Consider the following 22,309-nt stretch of genomic DNA (forward strand, 5'->3'; position numbering starts at 1 on the left):
CGGCGGCGTGGCAGCACTCGGCGCGTACGGACTTCTCGGTGTGGCCCGCCAGGGGCGACCTCGTCGAGGACGAGGCGCTGCTGCGGCGGGCGCTCGCGGTGTGGGCGCGGCCCGGGGCGAAGGTGCAGGCGTCGGCGACGCCCGGGACGATGCCGGGGCCGCCGGCGGGACCGGCGCAGCTGCTGTTCGCGGGCGAGGTGGACAACGCCCGCGTCGTGCTGTTCCACGACGGGCTGCGGGCGGTGCGGTACGCGGAGCCGAAGGACGGCACGGACGTGGCGGCCCTGGACTTCGCCCGTACGGACGGCGCGGACACGGCGGCGTCCGCGGCCCTGGTGGTGGGCCGCACGCACGCGAACGTGCGGTATCTGACGGCGCCCTGGGTGAAGGACGTACGGGTGCGGGACCTGCTGCTGCCCGACGGCGGGACGCGGCCGCTGGCGCGTGACGCGCACGGCGTGACCGCGCCGATGCAGAGCCCGGCGGCGGCGAGCGACTGCCGTTCCTGGGACGTCCTGGAGGTGCGGGACGGTGTGGCGACCCGGATGCTCACCGACCTGGGCGAGCTGACGCCGGTCCGGCTCACGTCCGGCGCGCCCACGGCCCCGGTCGACGTCACGGACGGCACCGCGCGGGCGGAGTGGTCGCGTACGGCGTGTCTGCTGCCGTCGATGCGGGCGATCGGCGTGCGGTCCGTGAACTCGTGGCGGTTCGCGCAGCAGGACCTGCCGGGTACGGGGACGGGCACGGCGTCCTGGCTGTGCACGCGCGCGGAGACCTGGCGCGGCCCCGGAACGCGCGTCCTGGCCCAGTTCCAGGCCCCGGTGGCGGACGTGGCGGCGCGCGCCCCGGCGGCGCCGGGCGCGGTCGCGGCGAAGGCCGAGGACTCGCCGGCGTGCGGGACGCGGGCGCCGCAGGTGCTGGCGGGCGTGCTGTGGAAGGGCCCGGGCGAGCAGTGGTACGTGCTGGCGGCCGGGAGCCCGGAGGTCGCGTCGCTCGCCACGTCGGGCGGTGTGAAGGGCAGCGCCGAGGGGCGGCTGCTCGCGGTCGAGGCGAAGAAGGGCGACCAGGCGGAGCTGAGCGGCACGCTCAAGGACGGTACGAAGATCGACGCCCTGCGGTGACGCGGGCCCGCCCNGGCGCCCGTCGGGTGGGCGCCCGTGCGGGCGGGCACCCCTGCGGGTGGGCGCTCCTGCGGGCGGGCGCTCCTGCGGGCGGGCGCTCCTCGGGCGGTGCCGTCCGCGGAGCGTTGCTGACACTGACGTAAATACCCGGTGCACGCCCCTGTCCCCGCGGCGTACCCCTCAGTACATTGACGCCATGTCTAATACGCAGCCGGCGGAGAGAGCGTCGGAGCGGATCGAGCTGAAGGCCCGGAAGGTCTCCTTCGACTGGGAGGAGACCCCGCTCCACTGGGTTCCCGGCGACCCGTTCACCAGCCACACCATCAATGTGCTGCACCTGCTGCTGCCCGCGGGCGAGCGCTGGTTCATCCACGTCTACCGGCAGGTGCTCCCGTACATCCGGGACGACCGGCTGCGCGAGGACGTCATCGGGTTCATCGGCCAGGAGGCCGTGCACTCGCAGGCCCATGACGACGTGCTCCCGCACCTGAAGCGGCTCGGCCTCGACCCGACGCCGTACACCGCGCAGGTCGACTGGTTCTTCGAGAAGCTGCTCGGCGACCGGACGCTGCCGCCCGGCCGGGCGCGCCAGTGGTGGCTCATGGAGCGGGTCGCACTGATCGCGGCCATCGAGCACTACACGGCGTTCCTCGGCAACTGGGTGCTCAACGCCGAGGAGCTGGACCGGCGCGGCGCCGACCCCGTGATGCTGGACCTGCTGCGCTGGCACGGCGCCGAGGAGGTCGAGCACCGGTCGGTGGCCTTCGAGCTGTTCCAGCACGTCGACGGCGGCTACCGGCGCCGGGCCCGCACCTGGGCGACGGCGTTCTCGACGATGGTGTTCCTGTGGCAGCGCGGCGTGCGGTTCTTCATGGAGCACGACCCGACGCTGCTCGCCGGGCGGCCGAGCATGGGCCAGTTCGTGCGCAAGGGCCGGGAGGGCGTCCTGCCGTCGACCCCCGACATGCTGCGCTCCATCCCCCGCTATCTGAGCCGCGCCTACCACCCCTCGCAGGAGGGCAGTACGGCGCAGGCCGTCGCGTACCTGGCCACGTCGCCCGGCGCACGGGGAGGTGCCTGAGCCATGCCCCGACTGCGTACCGTGCTGTTCGCCGCCGGAGCGGCCGTCCTCGTCAAGCGGGCCGTGGCGCGCCGCGTCCGGCAGGCGCCGCTGTGGCCGATGCCCACGCTGGAGGAGCCCGTGTCGGGGCGGGGCCGGCGCTCGTCGACGACACCGCGCCGGGTCCTGGTCACCGAGCGCACCGCGCCCGCCGAGGGTGTCGTCCAACTCCGCCTGGAGGGCACGGGGCTGCCGTCCTGGTCGCCGGGCGCCCATCTCGACCTGGTCCTCCCGTCGGGCCTCGTACGGCAGTACTCGCTGTGCGGCGACCCGGACGACACGGACACGTACACCATCGCCACACGGGTCCTGGAGGACGGGCGGGGCGGCTCCCTGGAGGTGCGGGAGCAGCTCCACGAGGGCACCGAGGTGGAGATCCGGGGCCCCCGCAACCGTTTCCCGCTGGTCGACGCCGCGGCGTACGTGTTCGTCGCGGGCGGCATCGGTGTCACGCCCGTGCTGCCGATGGTGCGCGCGGCCCACGCGGCCGGTGCCGACTGGCGGTTGCTGTACTGCGGGCGCGGGCGCGCGACCATGCCGTTCCTGGACGAGCTGGAGAAGCTGGGCGCGGACGGCGGCCGGGTGACGGTCGTCGCGGAGGACACGGACGGGCTGCCGGACCTCGGGTTCCTGGCAGACGTGCCGGAGGGCACGGAGGTCTACTGCTGCGGGCCCGACGGGCTGATGGACGCGGTGGCCGCGGCGCTGCCGGACGGGCGGGCGCCGCGCCTGGAGCGGTTCACTGCGGCCGCGCAGGGCGGTGGCGGCGCGTTCGAGGTCGAACTGCGGCGCTCGGGGGCGGTGGTGCGGGTCGCGGAGGGCCAGTCGGTGCTGGCGGCGGTGCGCGCGGAGGTGCCGCACGTGTCGTACTCGTGCGAGCAGGGCTTCTGCGGTACGTGCCAACAGCGCGTCCTGGAGGGCGAGATCGACCACCGGGACGAGCTGCTGACGGACGACGAGCGGCACGACTCCATGCTGATCTGCGTGTCGCGCTGCCGGGGCGAGCGGCTGGTCCTCGACCTGTGAGGCCCTGCGGCTTACCGCCTTACGGGAGCAGGAGCCAGTCCGCGGCCAGGGCGGCCACCAGGCCGCCGCCGAGGAGCCAGGTGCCGAGCCGGGTGCGGCCGTGGCGGCTCAGCTCGATCACCACACCGCACAGGATCATCGCCAGCCCGTACACGCCGACCACGAGGACGGACGTACGGCTGGCGAGCCGCAGCACCAGGACGACCGCCAGGGCGACCAGCAGGACCGTCGCCACGGCGATGCGCAGCCGCCGCGCCTGGCGCGGGGTGAGGCCGCCGGCGCCCCCGGCATCGGGGGCCTCCGGGGCGTCGGGGGTGGTCTCCTGGTCCGCTGTGGTCATGTGCGGGAGCGTAACGGACGGCGCTCCCGCCGCTGTTCGAAGGGCGGCGGTTAGTCTGGTCGTATGACGACCGGGGTGCGCAGACGGATGGGCGTCGAGGAGCGCAGGCAGCAGCTCATCGGGGTGGCGCTGGAGTTGTTCAGCCACCGCTCCCCCGACGAGGTGTCCATCGACGAGATCGCCGCCGCCGCGGGCATCTCGCGGCCGCTCGTCTACCACTACTTTCCCGGCAAGCAGAGCCTGTACGAGGCGGCGCTGCGGCGCGCCGCAGACGAACTGGCGGGTCTGTTCGTGGAGCCGCACGACGGGCCGCTGGGCGCGCGGCTGCTGCGGGTGATGGGGCGGTTCTTCGACTTCGTCGAGGAGCACGGGCCGGGTTTCTCGGCGCTGATGCGGGGCGGCCCCTCGGTCGGCTCGTCGACCGCGCAGTCGATGATCGACGGGGTGCGGCAGGCCGCGTACGAGCAGATCCTCGACCACCTGGGCGCGAAGAACCCGCCGCCGGCGCGGCTGGACCTGGTGGTGCGGTCGTGGGTGGCGCTGGCCGAGTCGACGGCGCTGATCTGGCTGGACGGGCGCCGTGTGCCGCGCGCCGAGCTGGAGGTGCAGCTCGTGCACGACTTCGCGGCGCTGGCGGCGGTGAGCGCGGCGTACGACGTGGAGATGGCGGACATCGTGACGGGGATCCTCGCGGACGAGCCGGCCGACGGGCCGTTCGGTGACCTCGTCGGGCGGCTCGGGACGCTGCTGGCGGGGCTGCCCGCCGTACCGGCGGTGCCCGCTCAGGCCGTGCGGTAGGACGCGTCGAGGTCCCGTACCTCGGCGGAGATGTGCAGGGCCAGCCCGTCGACGGGCTTCACGAAGTCCCGTACGAGATCGGCGGCCGCCTGGCCGAGGCGGGCCTTGGCGTCGTCGGTGCGGCCCGCGAGCAGGGCGATCTCCACATGGACGACGGCGTCGGCGCCCGTGCCGTCGCCGACGGTGAAGTCGTCGGCGCGGCGGGTGCGGGTCTTGCACGCCTCGGTGCGGGCGGCGACGGTCTCGACGAGCACGGGGTGCAGGGCCTTGGCGTAGCCCTGCGGGTCGAAGGCGTCGTCGAGGGCGGCGGAGTAGTCGACGGTGATCTGCGGCATGGCCCTACCTTCGCCCCGTCCCGGTGCATCGCACAAATACGGCCCGGATGCCGGACGCCCCCGGCCGCCGGGGTGATGTTCCCCACCCCGCCCCTTCCCGAACTGGGGGCGCCGCCCCCAAACCCCCGCATTGCGCCTGTGGGGGTACCCCCTGCTCGAAGAGCTTGGGGGAGCTCGTCCTCAAACGCCGGACGGGCTGAAATGCGGGGGTTCGGGGGCGGAGCCCCCGATTCGCCTCAGCGGGCCGTGAACACCGCCACCGTGCGGGCCGGGACCGTGAAGGTGCCCGAGGCCGCCTCGTACGCGGACGCCTTGACCGTGGCGTCGGCGCCGGCCGCCTGGACCGGGTGCAGGGCGTACGCCTTGCCGGACAGGGCGGGCACGGTCTGCTGCTGCCGTTCGGGTGTGGCGTTGAAGACGACGACCAGGTCACCGAGGCGCATGGTGATCACGCCCGGGGTCTCGTCCTTGCCGGACAGCGGGAAGGAGAGGGCCGACTGGACCTGGTCCGCCGTGGCCAGGCTGAAGGACTTCTCCGTCGTACGGATCTTCAGCAGGTCCCGGTACGCGGCGGACGTGCCGTCGATCTGGGGGCAGCCGACCGTCAGCGACGGGTTCGACAGGAGCGGCTTGGCGTACGGCCACTTGTCCTGGTTGTCGGCGGCGGGCGGCAGTCCGCGTCCGAAGCCGTTGCCGAGGCGGCAGTCCCAGTGCAGGGCGTTGAACCAGTCGCCGCTGTCGTACGAGTTGCGGTCCAGCGACTTGGAGCGCAGCAGGTCCGAGCCGGCCTGCGACAGGGCGGGGCCCTGGGAGAGCGCGGCGGTCGCCATGGCGACGACCTGCATCCTGGCCCGGGCGTCCGGGGACGTGCCGGCGGGGAGCTTGAAGGCCAGCGCGTCGTACAGGGTCTCGTTGTCGTGGGCGTCCGCGTAGGCGAGGGCCTCGCCGGGGGCGGCGGCGTAGCCGGCGGGCTGGCCGTTGTAGTCGACGTCCGCGCCCTTGACCGTACGGCCCGACGTGTCGGTGAACGTGTAGCCGGACAGGTTGCCGGTCAGGCCGACCTTGATCAGGTCCTGGTAGTGCAGGAGGCGGGCCTTCTGCTCGGCCGGGGTGCCGTTGGCCGCGGAGCCGTTGGGCTCGGTGTACAGGCCGGAGGCGAAGCCCTGGACGCCGGGGTCGGCGTCGAAGGGGCCGCCGCCGCGTACCGCGTCACGGGCGCGGTCGGAGAAGGTCGCGATGCCGGTGCCGGCCATGTTCTTCTGCGTGGCCTGGACGAAGCGGGCGTCGTCGGCGACCTCGCCGAAGTTCCAGCCCTCGCCGTACAGGATGATCTTCTTGCCGTCGACGCCGTCCTTCTCCGGGGTGAGGGAGTCGAGCGCCTTGCGCACGGCGAGGATGTTGTCCTTCGGGTGGTGGCCCATGAGGTCGAAGCGGAAGCCGTCGACCTTGTACTCCTTGGCCCAGGTGACGACCGAGTCCACGACGAGCTTGCCCATCATGGTGTTCTCGGGTGCCGTGTTGGCGCAGCACGTGGAGGTGGCGACGGAGCCGTCCGCGAGGAGCCGCTGGTAATAGCCGGGCACGATCCGGTCGAGTACGGACTTGTCGTCCTGGCCGCTCGCGACGGTGTGGTTGTAGACCACGTCCATGACGGTGCGCAGGCCGGTGTCGTTGAGGGACTTGACCATCTGCCGGAACTCGACCGTGCGGCGGGTGCCTTCGGGGTCGGAGGCGTACGAGCCCTCGGGCACGGTGTAGTGCAGGGGGTCGTAGCCCCAGTTGAAGGCGTCCTTGGCGGCGGCCGCGGCGACGCACTTCTGCTGCGCGTCGGAGTCGGGCGCGTACGCCTTGAGGTCGCAGTCGGGCGTGGCCTGGTCGGACTTCTTCTCGGGGATGGTGCCGATGTCGAACGCCGGGAGCAGGTGCACGTACGAGGTGCCGCTGTCCGCCAGCTTCGTCAGGTGCTTCATGCCGTCCGACGCGCGGTCGGTGAAGGCGAGGTAGCCGCCCGGGTGCTTCGCGGTCGGGTCGGTCGCGGAGAAGTCACGGACGTGCAGTTCCTGGATCTGCGCGTCGCGCAGCGGGACGGCGGCCGGCTTCTTGAGGGTGGTCCAGCCCTTGGGGGCGAGCTTCGGGTCGGTGAGGTCGACGACGAGGCTGCGGGCGGAGTCGGTGGTGAGGGCGGTGGAGTACGGGTCGGTGACCTTGTTGGTGACGATCTTCTGGACGCTGGGCGCCCACACCTTCACGACGTACCGGTAGGGCTTACCCGTCCACTTCCTGCTGCCCTTGACGGACCAGACGCCGGTGGTGTCGTCCCGCTTCATGCGGACGGTCCGGCCGTCGAGTTCGAGGGCGACGGACTGCGCGGTGGGCGCCCACACGGACAGGGTGGGCGTGCCCTTGCGGAAGACCGGGCCGAGGGCCTCGGCCTTGGCCTTGTCGCCGTACAGGGTGTCGAGGACGCCCGCGGTCTGCACGCCGGTCGCGGTGAGCAGGGCGCCGTTGGCGGCGCGCTGGGTGGCGACGATCTGGCCGCGCAGGGCGGTGCGGACGCGGTCGCGGTCGCGTGGGTCGACGGTGTACGCGGTGTACTGCGCGAGGTGCGGGAACCTCTGCTTCTGCGCGTCGGTGAGCGCCGTCTTGTCCAGGCGGAGCCAGTACGCGCGGTCCTCGCCGGTGAGGGCGCCGTCCTTGACGGCGAGTGACCCGGTGGGCGAGTGGACGAGCTGGCTGGAGGCGGCGGTGCCGGAGGTGTTCCAGGCGACGGTGTGCTCGTCGATCCAGACGGCCGTGGACTTGGCGAGGTCGAGGGCGGCGCCGCCGCCCTTGGGCTGCGGGAGCAGGTACTTCTCCTGGCCGCTCAGCAGCCACACCTCGTGGCCGGTGGCCTTCAGGTCCAGGGACTGGTCGGCGGGGAGGTCCTTCTCGTCGCCCTTGTGGAGGATGTAGCTGAGGGACGTGGCGCCCTCGGCGAGCGGCACCTCGTACACGGCGCCGTACGCGTCGGTGCGGACGGGCATGAGGGGCTTGGACCAGTCGGTGGGCTGTGCGGCGCCCGCCCAGACGTGCAGGCCCCAGCCGTCGTAGTTCCCGTCGGCGCGCTGGTAGTGGAGGACGGCCTTGGTCGTGTCCTGCGGCGGGTAGGCGCCGTCGGGCGCCCGGTCGGAGGCCTGCTCCTTGCCCTGCTCGACCCACACCTCGCCCGTCTTGGACAGGTCGATGGCGCGGTCGGCTGCGACGTCCTTGTTGCCGTCCTTGTCGATGACGAGGTAGCCGACGCTGGAGGCGCCCGGCTTCAGCTTGACGTACGCGAAGGCGCCGTAGGCGTCGCGGCCGGTGAAGGCGTGGCCCTCGGGCCATTCGGTGGCCTCGCCGTCGGCGATGTCGCCCCAGGCGTAGAGGCGCCAGTCGGTGTAGTCGCCGTCGGGGCGCTGGTAGTGGACGATCGCGTAGTCGCGCTGCGTCGCGGTCGGGACGTCGGCGGGCGGGGCGTCGCCGGCGACCGTCGCGGCGAGGTCGCTCGCGGTACGGCCGTGGGAGTCGACGACGACGGCCTTGTACCGCACGGCCGTTCCGGCGGGGGCGGTGATCTTGTGGTTGACCTTGTACGGGGCGTGGTCGGCGGAGCCGAGTACCTGCCACTTCCCGTCGCCCTGCTGGGCGGCGAACACGACCCGGTTGAGCTGTCCGCCGCCGACGTCGGCGGTGACCTCGACGGTGCCGTGGGCGCCCGCGGCGGGGGCCTTGAGGTCGACGGACGGCTTGGCGGCAGGCGCGGCGAGCGGCTTGCCGGCCTTCAGGACGAGGGACGACAGGGCCGGGACAGTGACGCTGATCTTCTTGTCGGTGCCGCTCGTGACGGTGCCGGAGCCGCCGTACAGCGTGCGGAAGGGCATGCCCGCCGACTCGGTGGCGAACGCGACCGTCCTCGGTTCGCGCGCGTTGTTGACGGCGACGACGTACTCGGTCGTCGTCTTGGCGTCGATGCGGGAGAAGGCGTAGACACCGGGGCCGTCGTCGGCGTGGCGCTCGGTCTGGACGCCGTCCGCGAGTGCCGGGTTGGCCTTGCGGAGCGCCGCGAGCGCGGCGATCTGCCGGTAGAGGGGGTGCGTCGGGTCGTACGCGTCGGCGGCGTGGGTGCGGTCGGTGCCGAGCTGGTCGTCGTCGAGGTAGTCGGCGGTCTGCGACGCGAACAGGGTCTGGCGGGCGTCCTTGTCGCCGCCGGCGCCGGTGAAGCCCTGCTCGTCGCCGTAGTACACGACGGCGTTGCCGCGGCTGAGGAACATCAGCTCGTTGGCGAGCCCGTACCGCTTCAGCAACTCGGCGTCGCCGGCCTCGGCGTTGTCCTGCTTGAGGAACGTGCCGAAGCGGCCCATGTCGTGGTTGCCGAGGAAGTTGACCGATTCGTAGGCGTTGGCCTTGTCGGTGGCGTACTTGTAGTCATCCGCGAAGAGCTGCTTCAGCCTGGCGGCCGAGCCGCCCTGCGAGGCGAAGCCGCGGGCCGCGTCCTGGAAGGGGAAGTCGAGCGTGGCGTCGAGCCGGCCTTCCCGTACGTAGTGGGAGGTGATGGCGGTGTCGGCGGAGTAGACCTCACCGAACATGAAGAAGTCCGGGCGGCCCTGCTTCTTCGCGTACGCGTCGAGGGCGGTGGCCCACTGGGTCCAGAACTCGGTGTTGACGTGTTTGACGGTGTCGATGCGGAAGCCGTCGATGCCGAAGTCCCGCACCCACGTCTTGTAGATCTTCTCCATCCCCTCGACGACCTCGGGACGCTCGGTCCACAGGTCGTCCAGGCCGACGAAGTCGCCGTGCGTGGAGGACTCGCCGGCGAAGGTGGAGTCGCCGCGGTTGTGGTACATGGCCGGGTCGTTGAGCCAGGCCGGGACCTTGAGGTCCTTCTTGCCGTCGGGCACGACGGGCGTGCGGGGGAAGGAGCCGGGGCCGGTCTTCGGGAAGCGCCGGGAACCGTCCGCGTAGTCGGCGTCGTCGAAGGGCCGCCCGTCCCTGGTCAGGTAGGGGAAGGCGCCTTTGGAGAGGTACTCGTACGTCTTCTCTTCATAGTCGACGACGTCGGCGGTGTGGTTGGTGATGACGTCGAAGAAGACCTTCATGCCCTTGGCGTGGGCGCGGTCGATGAGCTTCCTGAGGTCGTCGTTGGTGCCGAAGTGCGGGTCGACCTGGGTGAAGTCGGTGATCCAGTAGCCGTGGTATCCGGCGGAGGCGTCATCCCCTTCGCCCTGCACGGGCTGGTTCTTGAAGATCGGGGCGAGCCAGATGGCGGTGGTGCCGAGGCCCTTGATGTAGTCGAGCCGCTCCGTGAGGCCCTTGAGGTCGCCGCCCTGGTAGAAGCCCTTGTCGGTGGGGTCGTAGCCGTGGGCGAGCCGGGTGCCGGTGAGGCCGCCGCGGTCGTTGGAGCGGTCCCCGTTGGCGAAACGATCCGGCAGGACGAAGTAGAACTGCTCGCGGGTCAGATCGTGCCGGGCGGGCTCGGCGGCCAGCTTCCGGTCGGACGGCGGCGCGGGCGGCCGGGGCGCGGCGTTCGCGGGGACGACGGCCGGGACGACGAGCGCGGCGACGGTCGCCGCGGCGAGGGCGGCCGCCGTTCTGCGCCGCGGAGGGCGGGGGCGTATCCGGGGGCGTATCAAGACGTTCTCCTCGTTGAGGGTCTTACGGAGAGGAGGCCCCGCACCCGGTGGCGGGTGCGGGGCACGGGTGGTGCGGGGGTCAGGTGCGCCAGGTGTCGTTCAGGACCACGGTGCCGTCGGACGGGACGGTGGCGACGCGGTTGGCGCCGCTCTCCCAGGTGACGTTTCCGGCGGCGTCCTTGCGGAGGTACTTGTACTCGAAGGCGGTCCCCGCGGGCAGGCTCACGTCGAGCTTCCAGACGGGGTACGCGGCGGGGTCGAGCTTCAGGGCGGCGTCGGTGTTCCAGTTGCCGAGCTCGGCCTGGTTGCCGGTGACGTAGATGTTCTCGCCCCAGGCGGTGGTGGCCTCGACGTTGAAGGAGGCGCCGGTGGTGCTGCTGGGCGGCGGGGTGCTGGTGTCGCCGCAGTCCTTGGCGCCGACGTGCAGGGCGAGGGCGGTGCCGGCGCCGAGGGTGGCGGTGAACCGCCCGGCGGAGTCGACGGTGACGGCGGTGCCGTTCTGCACGTCGCAGTAGGTGCCGGCGGCGAGGGAGGTCTGGAAGGTGTGGCTGATCGACCCGGTCTCGTGGTTGATCGCGACGAAGGCCTTGTCGCCGCGCCCGAAGGCGATGGCGTCGTTGCCGTTGTCCCACCAGTCCGTGACACCCTGACCGCGGGCCACGTTCCGGAAGGCGACCATGGACTTGATCTCGCGCCAGTCGTGCTGGCACTTCCAGCCGTCGCTGTAGCAGGCGTTGACGTGGCCGCCGTTGGGCGGGCCGGCGTCCTTGTCGGACCACTCGTAGCCGGAGTGGACGTCCGGGGAGCCGTAGGGCCAGGCGAGCATGAAGACGCCGGCCAGGGTGTAGGCCGAGCCGTTCTTGTAGTTCAGTGTGTCGCCGTGGCGCTCGGTGTCGTGGTTGTCGACGAAGACGCCGGACTGGCCGGAGGGCATGAAGCCCCAGTCCTCGCCGAAGTTCTTCAGGTAGGCGAGACTCTCGTTCTGGAACACCTGCTTCAGGCCGCGGGCGTAGCGGAACTCCTGCACGTCGCCGTTCTGGAGGTACTCGCTCGGGTCGACGGCCTCGCCCGCCCCGTGGATGGCCTCCTGCTTCCAGTAGACGTTCGGGTCGGTGAGCCGGGACTTGATGTCGGCGAGGTCGCCGGTGGGCATGTGCTTGGCCGCGTCGACGCGGAAGCCGTCGACGCCGAGCGACAGCAGGTCGTTCATGTAGGCGGCGATGCGGGAGCGTACGTACTCCTCGCCGGTGTCGAGGTCGGCGAGTCCGACGAGCTCGCAGTTCTGGACGGTGGCGCGGTCGCCGTAGTTGTCGCCGATCTCGCTCCGGCAGTCGTCCATGTCGGCGCCGGAGTAGATGCCGGGGTAGTCGTACTTGGTGTACGACGACCCACCGGTCCCGACCCCGTCGCCGGCGGCCATGTGGTTGATGACGGTGTCGGCGACGACCTTGACGCCTGCCGCGTGACAGGTGTCGATCATGCTCTTGAAGGCGGCGCGGTCACCGAGCCGCCCGGCGATCTTGTAGCTGACGGGCTGGTACGAAGTCCACCACGTCGATCCCTGTATGTGCTCCTGGGGCGGCGAGACCTGGACGTACCCGTACCCGGCGGGCCCGAGCGTGTCGGTGCACGCCTTCGCCACCGAGTCGAACTTCCACTCGAACATCACGGCGGTGACGTCCTTGTCGCCGGGCGCGGCGGCCTGCACCTGACTGACGGGCGCCGTGACGCCGACTGCGGCTCCCGCCACGAGGGCGAGTGCGGCGGCCACGGTTCTTCTGGCCATGTTTCCTCCTGGGGAAGGGAGGTGCGGATGCAGTGGGGGCAGCCTCGTACGGCAACGCGCCATGCCCGCAAGGCCGGTGGGGTTGAAGCTTCTTGCTGCAAGAAGGCAGCAACAGTTTTCGGACGTGACCGTACGAGCCGCGTGGCCCCAGGTCAACCCCTACGACACACTCCGCTCACACGCCCGTCACACCCCGGAAATCCATGACACCCGTTGCTCTGCAAGCCCTTTCGCAAGAGATTGCAGTAGTGCTACGTTCAACAACGACTCCGGTCCGGCCGGTCGAGGGTTCCGGCCGAGCCGCCGGACCCCACGCGCCCGTCCGGCCGGACCGGTCACCAGCCGGGAGGCCCGGGGCGCGAAGAAGACCCCGCCGCCCCTGACATCAGGGAAGTCCCGGGCCTCCTTCCGGCCTGCATCGATATGCGTGTTTCGGTACAGGGAAACCTCAGCACGGAGAGTTACAGTCCGTCACCGTAGGTCATCATCCCTGCATCCCTGCATCCCTGCATCCCTGCGCCGAGCCTTGGAGGCCCGCATGTCCCCTGACCGACCACGTGAGCGATGGCTCACCCGTGCTGCCGCCCTCGTCGCCGCGGCGCTGGGCGCCACACTGCTGGCGACGCCGCAGGCGTCGGCCCGTCCGCCCTTCCCGGAAGGCCCCTTCCGGCTGGTGAACGAGGCGTACAACGCCTGCCTGACGGCGGCAGCGCCGGGGGCGAGCAGGCCGGTCCTGGGCGGATGCGAGGGCCCGGCGGCACTGTGGCTCCAGGACGAGAACGGACTGGAAGAGCTGCGGAACTTCGCCACCGGCCAGTGCCTCACCCGCGCCGCACGGTTCGACGACTGCGCAAGGGCGGGCAGTGACCCCCAGCGGTTCATCACCCGCGCCGTCCAGGTGGGCGAGGAGTCGTTCGAGATCCTCTTCCCGTACAGCGGCGACACGGCGTACTACCTCCAGGCCAAGCCGGAAGGCCCGCCGACGGTCACCACGTCCACGCAGCGACCCGGCCACCCCCTCCTCGGCTTCTGGCGGTTCCGGTGAAGCGCCATCTGCTGTGCGCGGCCCTGCTCGCCGCCGCCACCGTATGCGCCGGACCGGCGCCGCAGGCGTACGCGGCCGGGTGCGACGAGAACGAGCTGTACGCCTTCGTCACCGGCAGCCAGGGGGACTTCGACTCCGGCGACATCCTCGCCCTGAGCATGCGTAACAAGCTGACTGGGAACAGCAAGCCGGTCGACAACCGGCAGACCGGCGGCGGCGCCAACGCGATCAACCCGCTGACCGGGGTCCACTGGTTCACCGTCAGCGGCAGCAAGACCTACTCCACCAACCCCCACGGCACCCCGTACAACTGGCGGGACCTGTCCGGCCCCAGCGTCAAGGACGGCTTCGCCTTCCGCAAGGACGGCTACGGATACTTCCTGGCCAAAACCGGCGGGCGGACCGACGTCTACTCCTTCTGGCACGAGCGCCCCGGCGGACGCCAGCGCATCACCCTGAGCGGCATGGCCGAGGAACCCGTCGACCTCGCCTTCGACGGCCGCGACCGCGCCTGGCTCGTCACCGCCGACGGCGCCCTGTGGCGGGTGGACAACGTACGGACGAGCACCTGGCAGGCCCGGCTCGCCTACGCCCCCGACAACTCCGGCGAACGCGTCGAGGGCATCGCGCTCGGACGCTACGAGGGCGAGGACACCCTCTTCGTCTCCGGCTCCTTCACCTCCGGCGAACGCTTCATCGCCCGCGCCGTGCCCGACGGCGGCGAGGTCTGGTACGACCCGGTACCGACCCTCAGAGGCTCCGGCTCGATCACCGACCTGGCCTCCTGCTCCTTCCCGTCGCTGAACTCGTACTGACCTCGTGGTGAACGATGAAGGCCGCCACCCGTGGATGGGTGGCGGCCTTCGCTCAGGTCTACACCGACCCATGGGTGAGACTGAGCCTGGTCGACGTACAGCAGCCGGACGGGCGCCGCGTCGACTACAGCGTCGTCCGCCTCCGGCACCTGGCCGTGGCGGCCGTCGTCAACGACCGCCGGGAAGTGCTGATGCTGTGGCGGCACCGCTTCATCACGGACACGTGGGCGTGGGAACTGCCGATGGGCCTGGTCGAGGACGGTGAATCCCCCGCCGAGGCCGCAGCCCGCGAGGCCCTGGAGGAAACGGGCTGGCGCCCCGGGCCCCTGCGGCCCCTGATCTACGCGGAGCCCGCGAACGGCATCACGGACTCCCAGCACCACGTGTTCCGCGCCGACACCGCGACGTACGCCGGCCCGCCGACGGAGCAGAACGAGTCGGACCGCGTCGAATGGATCCCGCTGTCCAAGGTCCGGTCCATGATCGACCATCGCGAGATCGTCAGCAGCGGGTCGTTGGTCGGCCTCATGTGCCTCCTGCTGGACAAGGCCACGCGCTGAGGCAGCACCCGCCCCTCCCTACTGAATGTCCGAGTCGGGGACCTCCGCCTGATCGCCGTAGTCGCACGACGGGCGCTCTGGTACTTACCCGTCCACGGGGTCGCTCATCGGCGTCGTAGTCACGTAGGCCCCAGGTCGGGCGGCTGCCGCAGGCAATATCCCCTGCTACTACGCCTCGGCCCTTCGTCGCCGTACGGCATCGGTGTACAGCTCCCGTGTCAGAGCCTCCGGCCCCAGGCCGAGTTCCGCGAGCACCGAGCGCACGTCGTCGAGCGCGGTCGTGAGATCGCGCGCATCAGCGAGCGTCTCCACTTCGAGGAACGTCCCGTCGATCTCGGGGACGCGCACGAGCGTGGCCAGCATCCGGCGGCCGCGCGCCTCGAAGTCGTAGTTCCGGCAGTGCTTCTCGAAGCTGATGACCGGCACGTACCCGAGCCCCCGCAGCATCGCGTGGACCGCGTCCGCGTCCTCGACGCGTGTCTCCTGCTCGGGCTTGGAGCCGGACACCTCGTCCACCGCGGCGTCCTTGAACGTCAGCACCGTCCGGGTGCCGTCCTGCCCTCGCACGGTACGCACCCGAAGCTCCTGGTCGCGGGCCTCCAGGCTGTTGTTCGGGTCGTCGTAGTAGGTGTCCTGGTACACCTCAGTACGGCCGGCGGTCCGCTCGTCCAGCCGCTTGAGCACTTCCTCCGGCGACGCCACACGTGCCTTCAGCTCCGCCTCGATCATCATGCGCTCCCTACGCGGCCAGTCCGGTGCGCTTGGCCATGGCCATCAGGTCAGGGCGGCTGCGCTGGTGCAGGACAAAGAGCACTCGGAGTACCTCGCGGCTCATGGGGTGGATCTCTGCCATCTGCGGCGACACCTTGAAGGCCAGCTTCAGGGCTTCCTCAGCCCCGTCCAGGTCCTTGGTGGCAAGTCGGGCCCGGGCCAGGTCAATGTAGAACCGGCCGACGCGGTTCGGCTTGAGCCCCGTGGGAGGCTGGGTCACGAGCGGCGTGGCCATCCGTACGGCCTCGTTGGGCTGGTCCAGTTCGATGTGGGCAGCGAGTTCGTATAGGGCGGTATTGCCTTCGCCGAATGTCAGGTTGTGCATGAGCTGGTCGTCCCTCAGTCGGCCGGCCAGTTCCCTGGCGTGCCGCAGGTGGGCCTTGGTAGCACCCTTGTCCCGGTGACGCGAGGCCAGGACGACCCCGCGTAGATGGAGCGAGCCCAGCACAATGACCGACTCGGGGCCATCGGAGCGCGAGCGCTCATAGTGCCTGATGGCCCGCTCGACGATGGCCAGGCCGTCGTCGTACTGCCCGGCACTCTGGTACGTCCCGGCCTCGTTCCACGCCGCTGCGGCCTCGGCGGCCGGGTTCCAGGTGCGCTGGGCGGCCCACTGCTGGCGGGAGACGATCATGTCGGCCAGGTCCGGCTGGGCCAGGCGGTGGGCCACCGCGTACGCACACCCATACAGATCGGACACCTGCCCCCATGCCACGGCGTCCCCACCGGCGTCGAGCGCGGTCGCTGTCGCCTGGCCGAGGAGCCTCGGCAGTATGCGAAGAAGCTCCAGATACTTGGTGTCCGCCCGTAGCCGAGCGGCCTCCTGAAGCCCCTGGGCCAGCTCACTTCGCGCGGGCGTGTCCTCCTTCGGCAAGGTGTGCCGCCGCACCGCGCCCCGGAGCTCGTTGAGCAGGTCGGCCTGCTCGGACGGATCCGCGAACGGCTGTCCGTAGATCCGGGCCGTGGTGACATGAAGCGCCTCGGCGGCGGCCGCGACCGCTGTGGGCGTGGCGGGCCTGAGCCCGGTCTCGATCTTGCTGAGGTATGAGACCGTGATCCCCATCCGGCGCGCGAGCTTTGCCTGGCCGATTCCGCGCGCTTTGCGCAGCACGGCGATGTTCTCACCTGCGGTGGGCTTGCGGCTGCTCTCCATGGCCTCACTCTTCCACGTCAAGGGTGGCGTATCGCCAACTGAACCTTGGCCAGGACTCGTTGTGCAAGATTTGTGTGAACTGATCTTGGTTTGCCGCAGTTGAATGGTTACAGACAGCGATCACCTGTAGCGGAGCCTCTCTGCCCCGTGTTCCCCTGGGAATCTTCGTGAACTCGGGGTTCGGGAAGCCGACAGGGACAGGCTCAGCTTTGCCTACCAAGGAGGACAGCAATGCAGGGTTGGTGGATTCTTCGGGCCACGGGCGGCGGAAACCCGCAGGACGACAGCAACTCGGGCAACAAACACGGCGGAGGCGGCTCCGACGAGGGCGGCAACACGAACGACGGCCAGGGCCCGGCGGACGGCAAGTAAGTGGCTGAGGAGGCGAAGGCGGAGGTCGGCCCGGACGGGCTGGCCTCCCGGCTCATGGAATCGGGAGCACTGGCCCCCGAGTGGCTGCCTGCTTTCGAAGCCGTGCCGCGGGACCAGTTCGTACCGGATGTGATCTGGCCTGGCCGGTCGGGCATGAACCGGCAGGATGACCGAGTCATTCGCTCCGAGGAGCCCGAGCTGTGGTGGAGGGCCGTCTACACCGATGCTCCGATCACGACTCAGTGGGATGACGGGGCATACACGGGACCGGGCAAGGGACGAGCCCCGTCGTGTTCGAACTCGATGCCCACCATGGTCTTCTCGATGCTGTCCGCGTTGGACGTACAGCCAGGTCACCGAGTGCTGGAGATCGGCACGGGGACGGGATGGAACGCCGCACTGCTGAGCCATCGGCTCGGTGACCGGAACGTCGTCACTATCGAGGTGGACGATGCCGTTGCGGAGGCCGCTCGCGGTCGGCTCTCCAGTGCCGGTTTCAAGCCAACGGTCGTCGTGGGTGATGGCACACGCGGCTACGGCAAGGCGGCTCCGTACGACAGGATCATCGCAACGTGCTCGGTCGGGCAGATCCCGTCCCAGTGGATCGGGCAGGCACATCCGGGTGCGGTCGTCGTCGCGCCATGGGGACCGGTGTACGGCGGGGAAGCAGTCACCCGTCTCGTGATTGACGAAGACGGTCTGGCGCAGGGGCACTTCATCGGCTCGTCAGCGTTCATGCGTCTGCGCCAACAGCGCAAGAACCTGCCGCCGACCAGACGCTTCCTGGACAAGGAGAGGTGGCCTCTGGGCGCTACCAGGTCCACAACGACGCTGTCACCGGACGACGTGGGCGACTGGATCTGCATGTTCGCCATCGGCGTGCAGGTGCAGGACCTTTTCTGCCGCGTCGACTGGGGCAAGCAAGGCGCCTACCGGCTCTGGCTGTTCGACACCGGCGTGACCAGCTGGGCATCGGCGGACTTCGTGGAGGGTCGTACGGAGTTCGAGATCGCACAGGCCGGCCCCAGAAGGCTCTGGAACGAGCTCGAAGCCGCCTACACCTGGTGGGACGACCAGGGGCAGCCGGGCTTCGCGAGGTTCGGCCTGACCACGCGGGGCGGGCCGACCCACGAGGTGTGGCTCGACACCCCTGGCAACCCCGTCCCCAGGCAGGCAGCCACCTCGACGGATCGACATGGGCAGAGGAATCTCCGACAGGAGGTGCACTGGTGACCACGGCTCACCCTCCCCTCTTCCCAGCAGTGCCACTGCCCACGGACACGTCCCCGCCCGGGTGCGGTGTCGCGCTGTCGCTGGTGGCCCAGGACGTGGACCTGGCCCTTCGCCTGGCCTCCCTGCGGCCGACCGGCGAGAATGCCGACGCGCTTCGGGAGCGGCTGCGCGGCCACATCCGCGCCTACGCGGACGCCGCCGGGACCTACGCCCACGGCCTGGCGGACGGGCGAGCCCGGGACATCTCGCTCAGCACGGTGGGCCACGCCCGCGCTGTCGCCGCCGACCCCGTACACGACCCCGTCGCCAACCTCCGGCTCCTCGCCAAGGCGGCGCAGATACTCGCCCGGTATGCCGCCGCCCAGAGGGGGGCGCGGTAGTGGACCACCGATCACCATTCGGCCACGATTTCAGCAGCGGCACCCGCGTCTTCGACACCGCCCGTATGAAGGTCGCCGTCGTCACCGCGCCCGCCGACAAGGGCGGCTGGTACCGGCTGGCCGGCGAGTACACCAAGGACTCGTGGCCCGCCCGCGCATGGACCATGGTCCCGTTGCCCCCACTGCGGGACCAGCGCGACCGTCCGATGACCTGACCCTGCGCCATATCCAGGATGCCCAGACTCTCCGGGCAAGTCGGGGAGCCTGGGCACCTGGGACGTGAACATCGACTCCGCGGTCTGCCGACAGCGAGCCGTATCGCGATTCTCCGGACGTCCTCTACGCCCGCACACCAACCGCCACCCGGCGTGGCCGGGGCACCAGTTCGCCGCCGCAGTTGGGGCAGATGCCCTGCATCGCGTCACCGCACGGCACGCAGAACGTGCACTCGTACGAGCAGATCCGCGCGGGCGCGTCGGGCGGCAGCGCCGCCTTCTCACACCGCTCACACCGGTCCCGCATCTCCAGCGCCACGCCCGCCTCCTCGTGGTTCCCGCGTCTACGGCACCCATCCTCCGCGAGCCGCCCGCGACGGGAAACGTACGGACGGGACGAGGATCCTCAGAATCGGGCCACGCCTACCGGCACGGTTGTCCTGGGGCCACCAACTGTGGGACGGGGCGGGTGGGCACGGGTGAAGTGCGGGTGCACCGCCCGGGGTGCCCAGTGCCGGGGGGGTGCACCATGGGGCCACCGACCGCACGGCGGGGGCGAGTGGGGAGTTGACGGGGGGCCGCGCCCTGGGGTGCCCAGAACAGGGCGGGGGCCCAGAGGGACCACCACGCGCAAGGTGGGGGCGGGTGGGTGGGAGACCGGGGCGGCTCGCCCGAGGGGCGGGCGGGCCTGTGCGGGCGGGGCCGAAAGGCCTCGCGGCCTGCCCCCCCGGCGGCTGCCCCGGCGGGGAGCGGCTCGCCAGGGGCCCGCCCTGTGCGGGTGGGGGCCGAAGGGCTCGCGGGCCGCCCCCGGGCGGTTACCTCGGAGGCGCCGCCGTTGAGCCGCGTACCACCAGTTCCGGCTGGAAGACGTATTCCGTGCGCTGGACCGGGTTTCCGGCGATCTCCTCCAGGAGGGTGTCCACCGCCGCCGTCGCCATGGCCTGGACCGGCTGGCGGACCGTCGTCAGGGGCGGGTCCGTGAAGGGGATGAGCGGGGAGTCGTCGAAGCCGACGACCGAGACGTCCGACGGGACGTCCAGGCCCCGCGCGCGGACCGCGCGGATCGCGCCGAGCGCCATCAGGTCGCTGCCGCACACGATGCCCGTGCAGCCCTGGTCCAGGAGCGTGCTCGCCGCCGCGTGGCCGCCCTCGACGCCGAAGAGCGTCGACTGGATGGACGACTCCGCCTCCTGCCGGTCGACGCCCAGCAGGGCGTGCAGGGCCGAGACGAAGCCCTCCGCCTTGCGGCGGGCCGGTACGTAGCGGGTGGGGCCGATGGCCAGGCCGATGCGCTCGTGGCCCAGGTCGACCAGGTGGCTCACCGCCATGCGCGCCGCCGCCCGGTCGTCCGGGGACACGAAGGGGGCGTTCACCTTCTCGTTGAAGCCGTTGATCAGGACGAAGGGGATGCCGCGGGCGGCGAGCCGTTCGTAGCGGGACGGGTCCGCCGCCGTGTCCGCGTGCAGGCCCGACAGGAAGACGATGCCCGTGACGCCTCGCTCTTCCAGCTGTTCGACGAGTTCGTCCTCCGTCGCGCCGCCCGGCATCTGCGTGCACAGCACCGGCGTGTAGCCGTGGCCGGCCAGGGTCTGTTCGATGACCTGGGCGAACGCCGGGAAGATGGGGTTGGTCAGTTCTGGGATGACCAGGCCTATCAGGCCCGCGCTGCGCTGCTTCAGCCGTACCGGGCGCTCGTAGCCCAGCAGGTCCAGTGCGGCCAGCACGCGGTGGCGGGTCGCCGACGCGACGCCCGCCTTGCCGTTCAGGACGCGGCTGACCGTCGCCTCGCTGACGCCCGCCTGGGCCGCGATGTCCGCCAGCCGCGGGGCGCCTGCGACCAGGTCGCCCCGCGGCACAGGGGCCGTCACACCGCCCACCACACCGTCGTGTCGGCGGGCAGCTCCGCCGTGCCGTCCACGCTCGTGCGGACCTGTTCGCTCGCCAGCAGCATGCGGCCCGGGACCTCGATGCGGACCGGCTCGCCCGTCGTGTTCGCCGTGCAGACGAACCCGTCGCGGCGGAACATCAGCACACCCTCCGGGGCCGCCAGCCACTCCACCGACTCGCCCGCGCCCAGACCCGGCTGCTCCCGGCGCACGCGCAGCGCCGCCCGGTACAGCTCCAGCGTCGAGCCGGGCACCCCGGTCTGGGCCTCGACCGACAGCGCGCCCCACGTCGTCGGCTGCGGGAGCCAGCTGCCGCCGGAGCCGAAGCCGTACGACGTACCCTCCACCGTCCACGGGATCGGCACGCGGCACCCGTCGCGGAACCCGTCCTGGCCGCTGGCGCGGAAGAACGACGGGTCCTGGCGCACCTCGTCCGGCAGGTCCGTGACGTCGGGCAGGCCCAGCTCCTCGCCCTGGTAGACGTACGCCGAGCCGGGCAGCGCCAGCATCAGCAGCGTCGCCGCCCGGGCACGGCGCAGGCCCAGCTCGCGGTCGCCGGCCTCCCGGAGCTGCGTGCCGAGGCCCGCCGGGTTGGCGAACCGGGTGGCGTGCCGGGTCACGTCGTGGTTGGACAGCACCCACGTCGTGGGCGCGCCGACCGGCCGCATCGCCGCGAGCGACGCGTCGATGACCTTCCGCAGCTCCGCCGCGTCCCAGTGCGTGCCCAGGTACTGGAAGTTGAACGCCTGGTGCATCTCGTCGGGGCGCACGTAGTTGGCGGTGCGCTCCACCGTCGGGGTCCACGCCTCGGCGACGAGGACGCGCTCACCGTCGTACTCCTCCAGGACCTGCCGCCAGCTGCGGTAGATCTCGTGGACGCCGTCCTGGTCGAAGAACGGCATGACGTCGTTGCCGAGGAGCTTGAGCTGCTCGTGGCCGCCGATGTCGGGCAGGCCCGGCGCCTTGACGAGGCCGTGGGCGACGTCGACGCGGAAGCCGTCGACGCCCATGTCGAGCCAGAAGCGCAGGATGGAGCGGAACTCGTCCCGTACGGCGGGGTGTTCCCAGTTGAAGTCGGGCTGCTCCGGGGCGAACAGGTGGAGGTACCACTCGCCGTCCTCCACCCGCGTCCACGCGGGGCCGCCGAAGATGGACTCCCAGTCGTTCGGGGGGAGTTCGCCCTCAGCACCCTTCCCCTTGCGGAAGTGGTAGCGCTCGCGCAGCGGGGAGCCGGGGCCCTCCTTCAGGGCGCGCTGGAACCACTCGTGCCGGTCGGACGAGTGGTTGGGGACCAGGTCGACGATGATGCGGAGCCCCAGCTCGTGGGCCTCGCGGACCAGCGCGTCGGCGTCCAGCAGGGAGCCGAACATGGGGTCGATGGCGCGGTAGTCGGCGACGTCGTAGCCGGCGTCGGCCTGGGGCGATGCGTAGAAGGGGCTGAGCCAGACGGCGTCGACACCGAGGTCCCTCAGGTACGGCAGCCGGCTGCGGATGCCCTCCAGGTCGCCCATGCCGTCGCCGTTGCCGTCGGCGAAGCTGCGCGGGTACACCTGGTAGATCACCGCGTCTCTCCACCAGCCGGTGTCCGTGCCGGTGGTCGGGGCGGCGGGGGCGGCGGCAAGGTGCTGGGTCATGTCTTCCCTGGAGTGGATGGGGATGGGTGCGGTGCCGGGCCGGGACCGGGCCGTGGGGCTGCCGGGCC

At 71.2% G+C, this 22,309-nt stretch carries 19 protein-coding genes and 1 pseudogene; 11 read left to right on the forward strand and 9 right to left on the reverse strand.

Translation table 11 applies throughout. From position 1 onward, the window contains the following. The 3 genes and pseudogenes from HTZ82_RS16690 to HTZ82_RS16700 form a co-directional block, all read left to right on the forward strand. Window positions 1–1,124 (forward strand): annotated as a pseudogene (locus tag HTZ82_RS16690) (hypothetical protein); the annotation flags it as partial. 196 nt (window positions 1,125–1,320) lie between these two features. Continuing rightward, window positions 1,321–2,205 (forward strand): metal-dependent hydrolase, encoded by an 885-nt coding sequence (locus HTZ82_RS16695; RefSeq protein ID WP_175410185.1) that lies wholly within the window; start codon window positions 1,321–1,323, stop codon window positions 2,203–2,205. Between the two features lie 3 nt (window positions 2,206–2,208). Further along, entirely contained in the window at window positions 2,209–3,270 is a 1,062-nt protein-coding gene (locus tag HTZ82_RS16700; RefSeq protein WP_175410186.1) for a PDR/VanB family oxidoreductase, read from the forward strand. Window positions 3,271–3,289: 19 nt separating this feature from the next. Here the strand turns inward: HTZ82_RS16700 and HTZ82_RS16705 are convergent, their stop codons facing one another. Then, window positions 3,290–3,610 (reverse strand): hypothetical protein, encoded by a 321-nt coding sequence (locus HTZ82_RS16705; protein WP_175410187.1) that lies wholly within the window; start codon window positions 3,608–3,610, stop codon window positions 3,290–3,292. Between the two features lie 63 nt (window positions 3,611–3,673). On the opposite strand from HTZ82_RS16705, the gene HTZ82_RS16710 reads away from it, so the two are divergent. Continuing rightward, window positions 3,674–4,408 carry a TetR/AcrR family transcriptional regulator gene (locus tag HTZ82_RS16710; protein WP_175410188.1) on the forward strand — a complete coding sequence of 245 codons (735 nt, stop codon included), beginning with the start codon at window positions 3,674–3,676 and terminating at the stop codon, window positions 4,406–4,408. Here HTZ82_RS16710 and HTZ82_RS16715 read toward each other — a convergent pair. The 3 genes from HTZ82_RS16715 to HTZ82_RS16725 all read right to left on the reverse strand — a co-directional run bounded on the left by HTZ82_RS16715 (window position 4,393) and on the right by HTZ82_RS16725 (window position 12,177). Then, a complete protein-coding gene (locus HTZ82_RS16715; protein WP_175410189.1) occupies window positions 4,393–4,743 on the reverse strand; it encodes a 5-carboxymethyl-2-hydroxymuconate Delta-isomerase in 351 nt (116 codons plus the stop codon). The genes HTZ82_RS16710 and HTZ82_RS16715 overlap by 16 nt on opposite strands. Before the next feature lie 236 nt (window positions 4,744–4,979). Further along, window positions 4,980–10,391 (reverse strand): pullulanase-type alpha-1,6-glucosidase, encoded by a 5,412-nt coding sequence (gene pulA, locus HTZ82_RS16720; RefSeq protein WP_217624235.1) that lies wholly within the window; start codon window positions 10,389–10,391, stop codon window positions 4,980–4,982. Window positions 10,392–10,470: 79 nt separating this feature from the next. Continuing rightward, complete coding sequence (locus HTZ82_RS16725) at window positions 10,471–12,177, reverse strand: carbohydrate-binding module family 20 domain-containing protein (protein ID WP_175410190.1); 1,707 nt, start codon at window positions 12,175–12,177, stop codon at window positions 10,471–10,473. A 538-nt stretch (window positions 12,178–12,715) separates the two neighbouring features. Here HTZ82_RS16725 and HTZ82_RS16730 point away from each other — a divergent pair. Genes HTZ82_RS16730 through HTZ82_RS16740 form a run of 3 tightly spaced genes read left to right on the forward strand, consistent with a single transcriptional unit; the run spans window position 12,716 to window position 14,597 of the window. Then, window positions 12,716–13,222: a hypothetical protein gene (locus tag HTZ82_RS16730; protein WP_175410191.1), complete on the forward strand. Its 507-nt coding sequence runs from the start codon at window positions 12,716–12,718 to the stop codon at window positions 13,220–13,222. Then, complete coding sequence (locus HTZ82_RS16735; RefSeq protein WP_175410192.1) at window positions 13,219–14,037, forward strand: hypothetical protein; 819 nt, start codon at window positions 13,219–13,221, stop codon at window positions 14,035–14,037. Before HTZ82_RS16730 ends, HTZ82_RS16735 begins: the two co-directional genes overlap by 4 nt. Window positions 14,038–14,051: 14 nt before the next feature. After that, window positions 14,052–14,597, forward strand: a complete 546-nt coding sequence (locus HTZ82_RS16740) for an NUDIX domain-containing protein (RefSeq protein WP_175410193.1) — start codon at window positions 14,052–14,054, stop codon at window positions 14,595–14,597. Window positions 14,598–14,765: 168 nt separating this feature from the next. On the opposite strand, the gene cyaB is transcribed toward HTZ82_RS16740, so the two are convergent. Both cyaB and HTZ82_RS16750 read right to left on the reverse strand, forming a co-directional pair. Further along, window positions 14,766–15,326, reverse strand: a complete 561-nt coding sequence (cyaB, locus tag HTZ82_RS16745; RefSeq protein ID WP_175410208.1) for a class IV adenylate cyclase — start codon at window positions 15,324–15,326, stop codon at window positions 14,766–14,768. 10 nt (window positions 15,327–15,336) lie between these two features. After that, on the reverse strand, window positions 15,337–16,521 hold the full coding sequence (locus tag HTZ82_RS16750) for a helix-turn-helix domain-containing protein (RefSeq protein WP_175410194.1): 1,185 nt from the start codon (window positions 16,519–16,521) through the stop codon (window positions 15,337–15,339). Window positions 16,522–16,752: 231 nt separating this feature from the next. Here HTZ82_RS16750 and HTZ82_RS16755 point away from each other — a divergent pair, with 231 nt between their 5' ends. Genes HTZ82_RS16755 through HTZ82_RS16770 form a run of 4 tightly spaced genes read left to right on the forward strand, consistent with a single transcriptional unit; the run spans window position 16,753 to window position 18,721 of the window. Further along, window positions 16,753–16,893: a hypothetical protein gene (locus HTZ82_RS16755; RefSeq protein ID WP_175410195.1), complete on the forward strand. Its 141-nt coding sequence runs from the start codon at window positions 16,753–16,755 to the stop codon at window positions 16,891–16,893. Beyond that, entirely contained in the window at window positions 16,894–18,126 is a 1,233-nt protein-coding gene (locus HTZ82_RS16760) for a methyltransferase domain-containing protein (protein ID WP_309235519.1), read from the forward strand. Next, window positions 18,123–18,506, forward strand: a complete 384-nt coding sequence (locus HTZ82_RS16765) for a DUF6415 family natural product biosynthesis protein (protein ID WP_175410196.1) — start codon at window positions 18,123–18,125, stop codon at window positions 18,504–18,506. Before HTZ82_RS16760 ends, HTZ82_RS16765 begins: the two co-directional genes overlap by 4 nt. After that, window positions 18,506–18,721, forward strand: coding sequence for a hypothetical protein (locus HTZ82_RS16770; RefSeq protein WP_175410197.1), 216 nt, complete (start codon window positions 18,506–18,508; stop codon window positions 18,719–18,721). Before HTZ82_RS16765 ends, HTZ82_RS16770 begins: the two co-directional genes overlap by 1 nt. Before the next feature lie 124 nt (window positions 18,722–18,845). Here the strand turns inward: HTZ82_RS16770 and HTZ82_RS16775 are convergent, their stop codons facing one another. The 3 genes from HTZ82_RS16775 to HTZ82_RS16785 all read right to left on the reverse strand — a co-directional run bounded on the left by HTZ82_RS16775 (window position 18,846) and on the right by HTZ82_RS16785 (window position 22,241). Continuing rightward, the gene (locus HTZ82_RS16775; protein WP_175410198.1) at window positions 18,846–19,040 is read right to left on the reverse strand and encodes a DUF1272 domain-containing protein; all 195 of its coding nucleotides are present in this window, start codon (window positions 19,038–19,040) and stop codon (window positions 18,846–18,848) included. Between the two features lie 496 nt (window positions 19,041–19,536). Further along, window positions 19,537–20,598, reverse strand: a complete 1,062-nt coding sequence (locus HTZ82_RS16780) for a LacI family DNA-binding transcriptional regulator (RefSeq protein WP_175410199.1) — start codon at window positions 20,596–20,598, stop codon at window positions 19,537–19,539. Next, a complete protein-coding gene (locus HTZ82_RS16785) occupies window positions 20,586–22,241 on the reverse strand; it encodes an alpha-amylase family glycosyl hydrolase (RefSeq protein ID WP_175410200.1) in 1,656 nt (551 codons plus the stop codon). The genes HTZ82_RS16780 and HTZ82_RS16785 overlap by 13 nt, the downstream gene beginning before the upstream one ends. Window positions 22,242–22,309: the final 68 nt, after the last annotated feature.

It is taken from the genome of Streptomyces sp. TRM64462, from assembly GCF_013362995.1.
GTDB lineage: Bacteria > Actinomycetota > Actinomycetes > Streptomycetales > Streptomycetaceae > Streptomyces.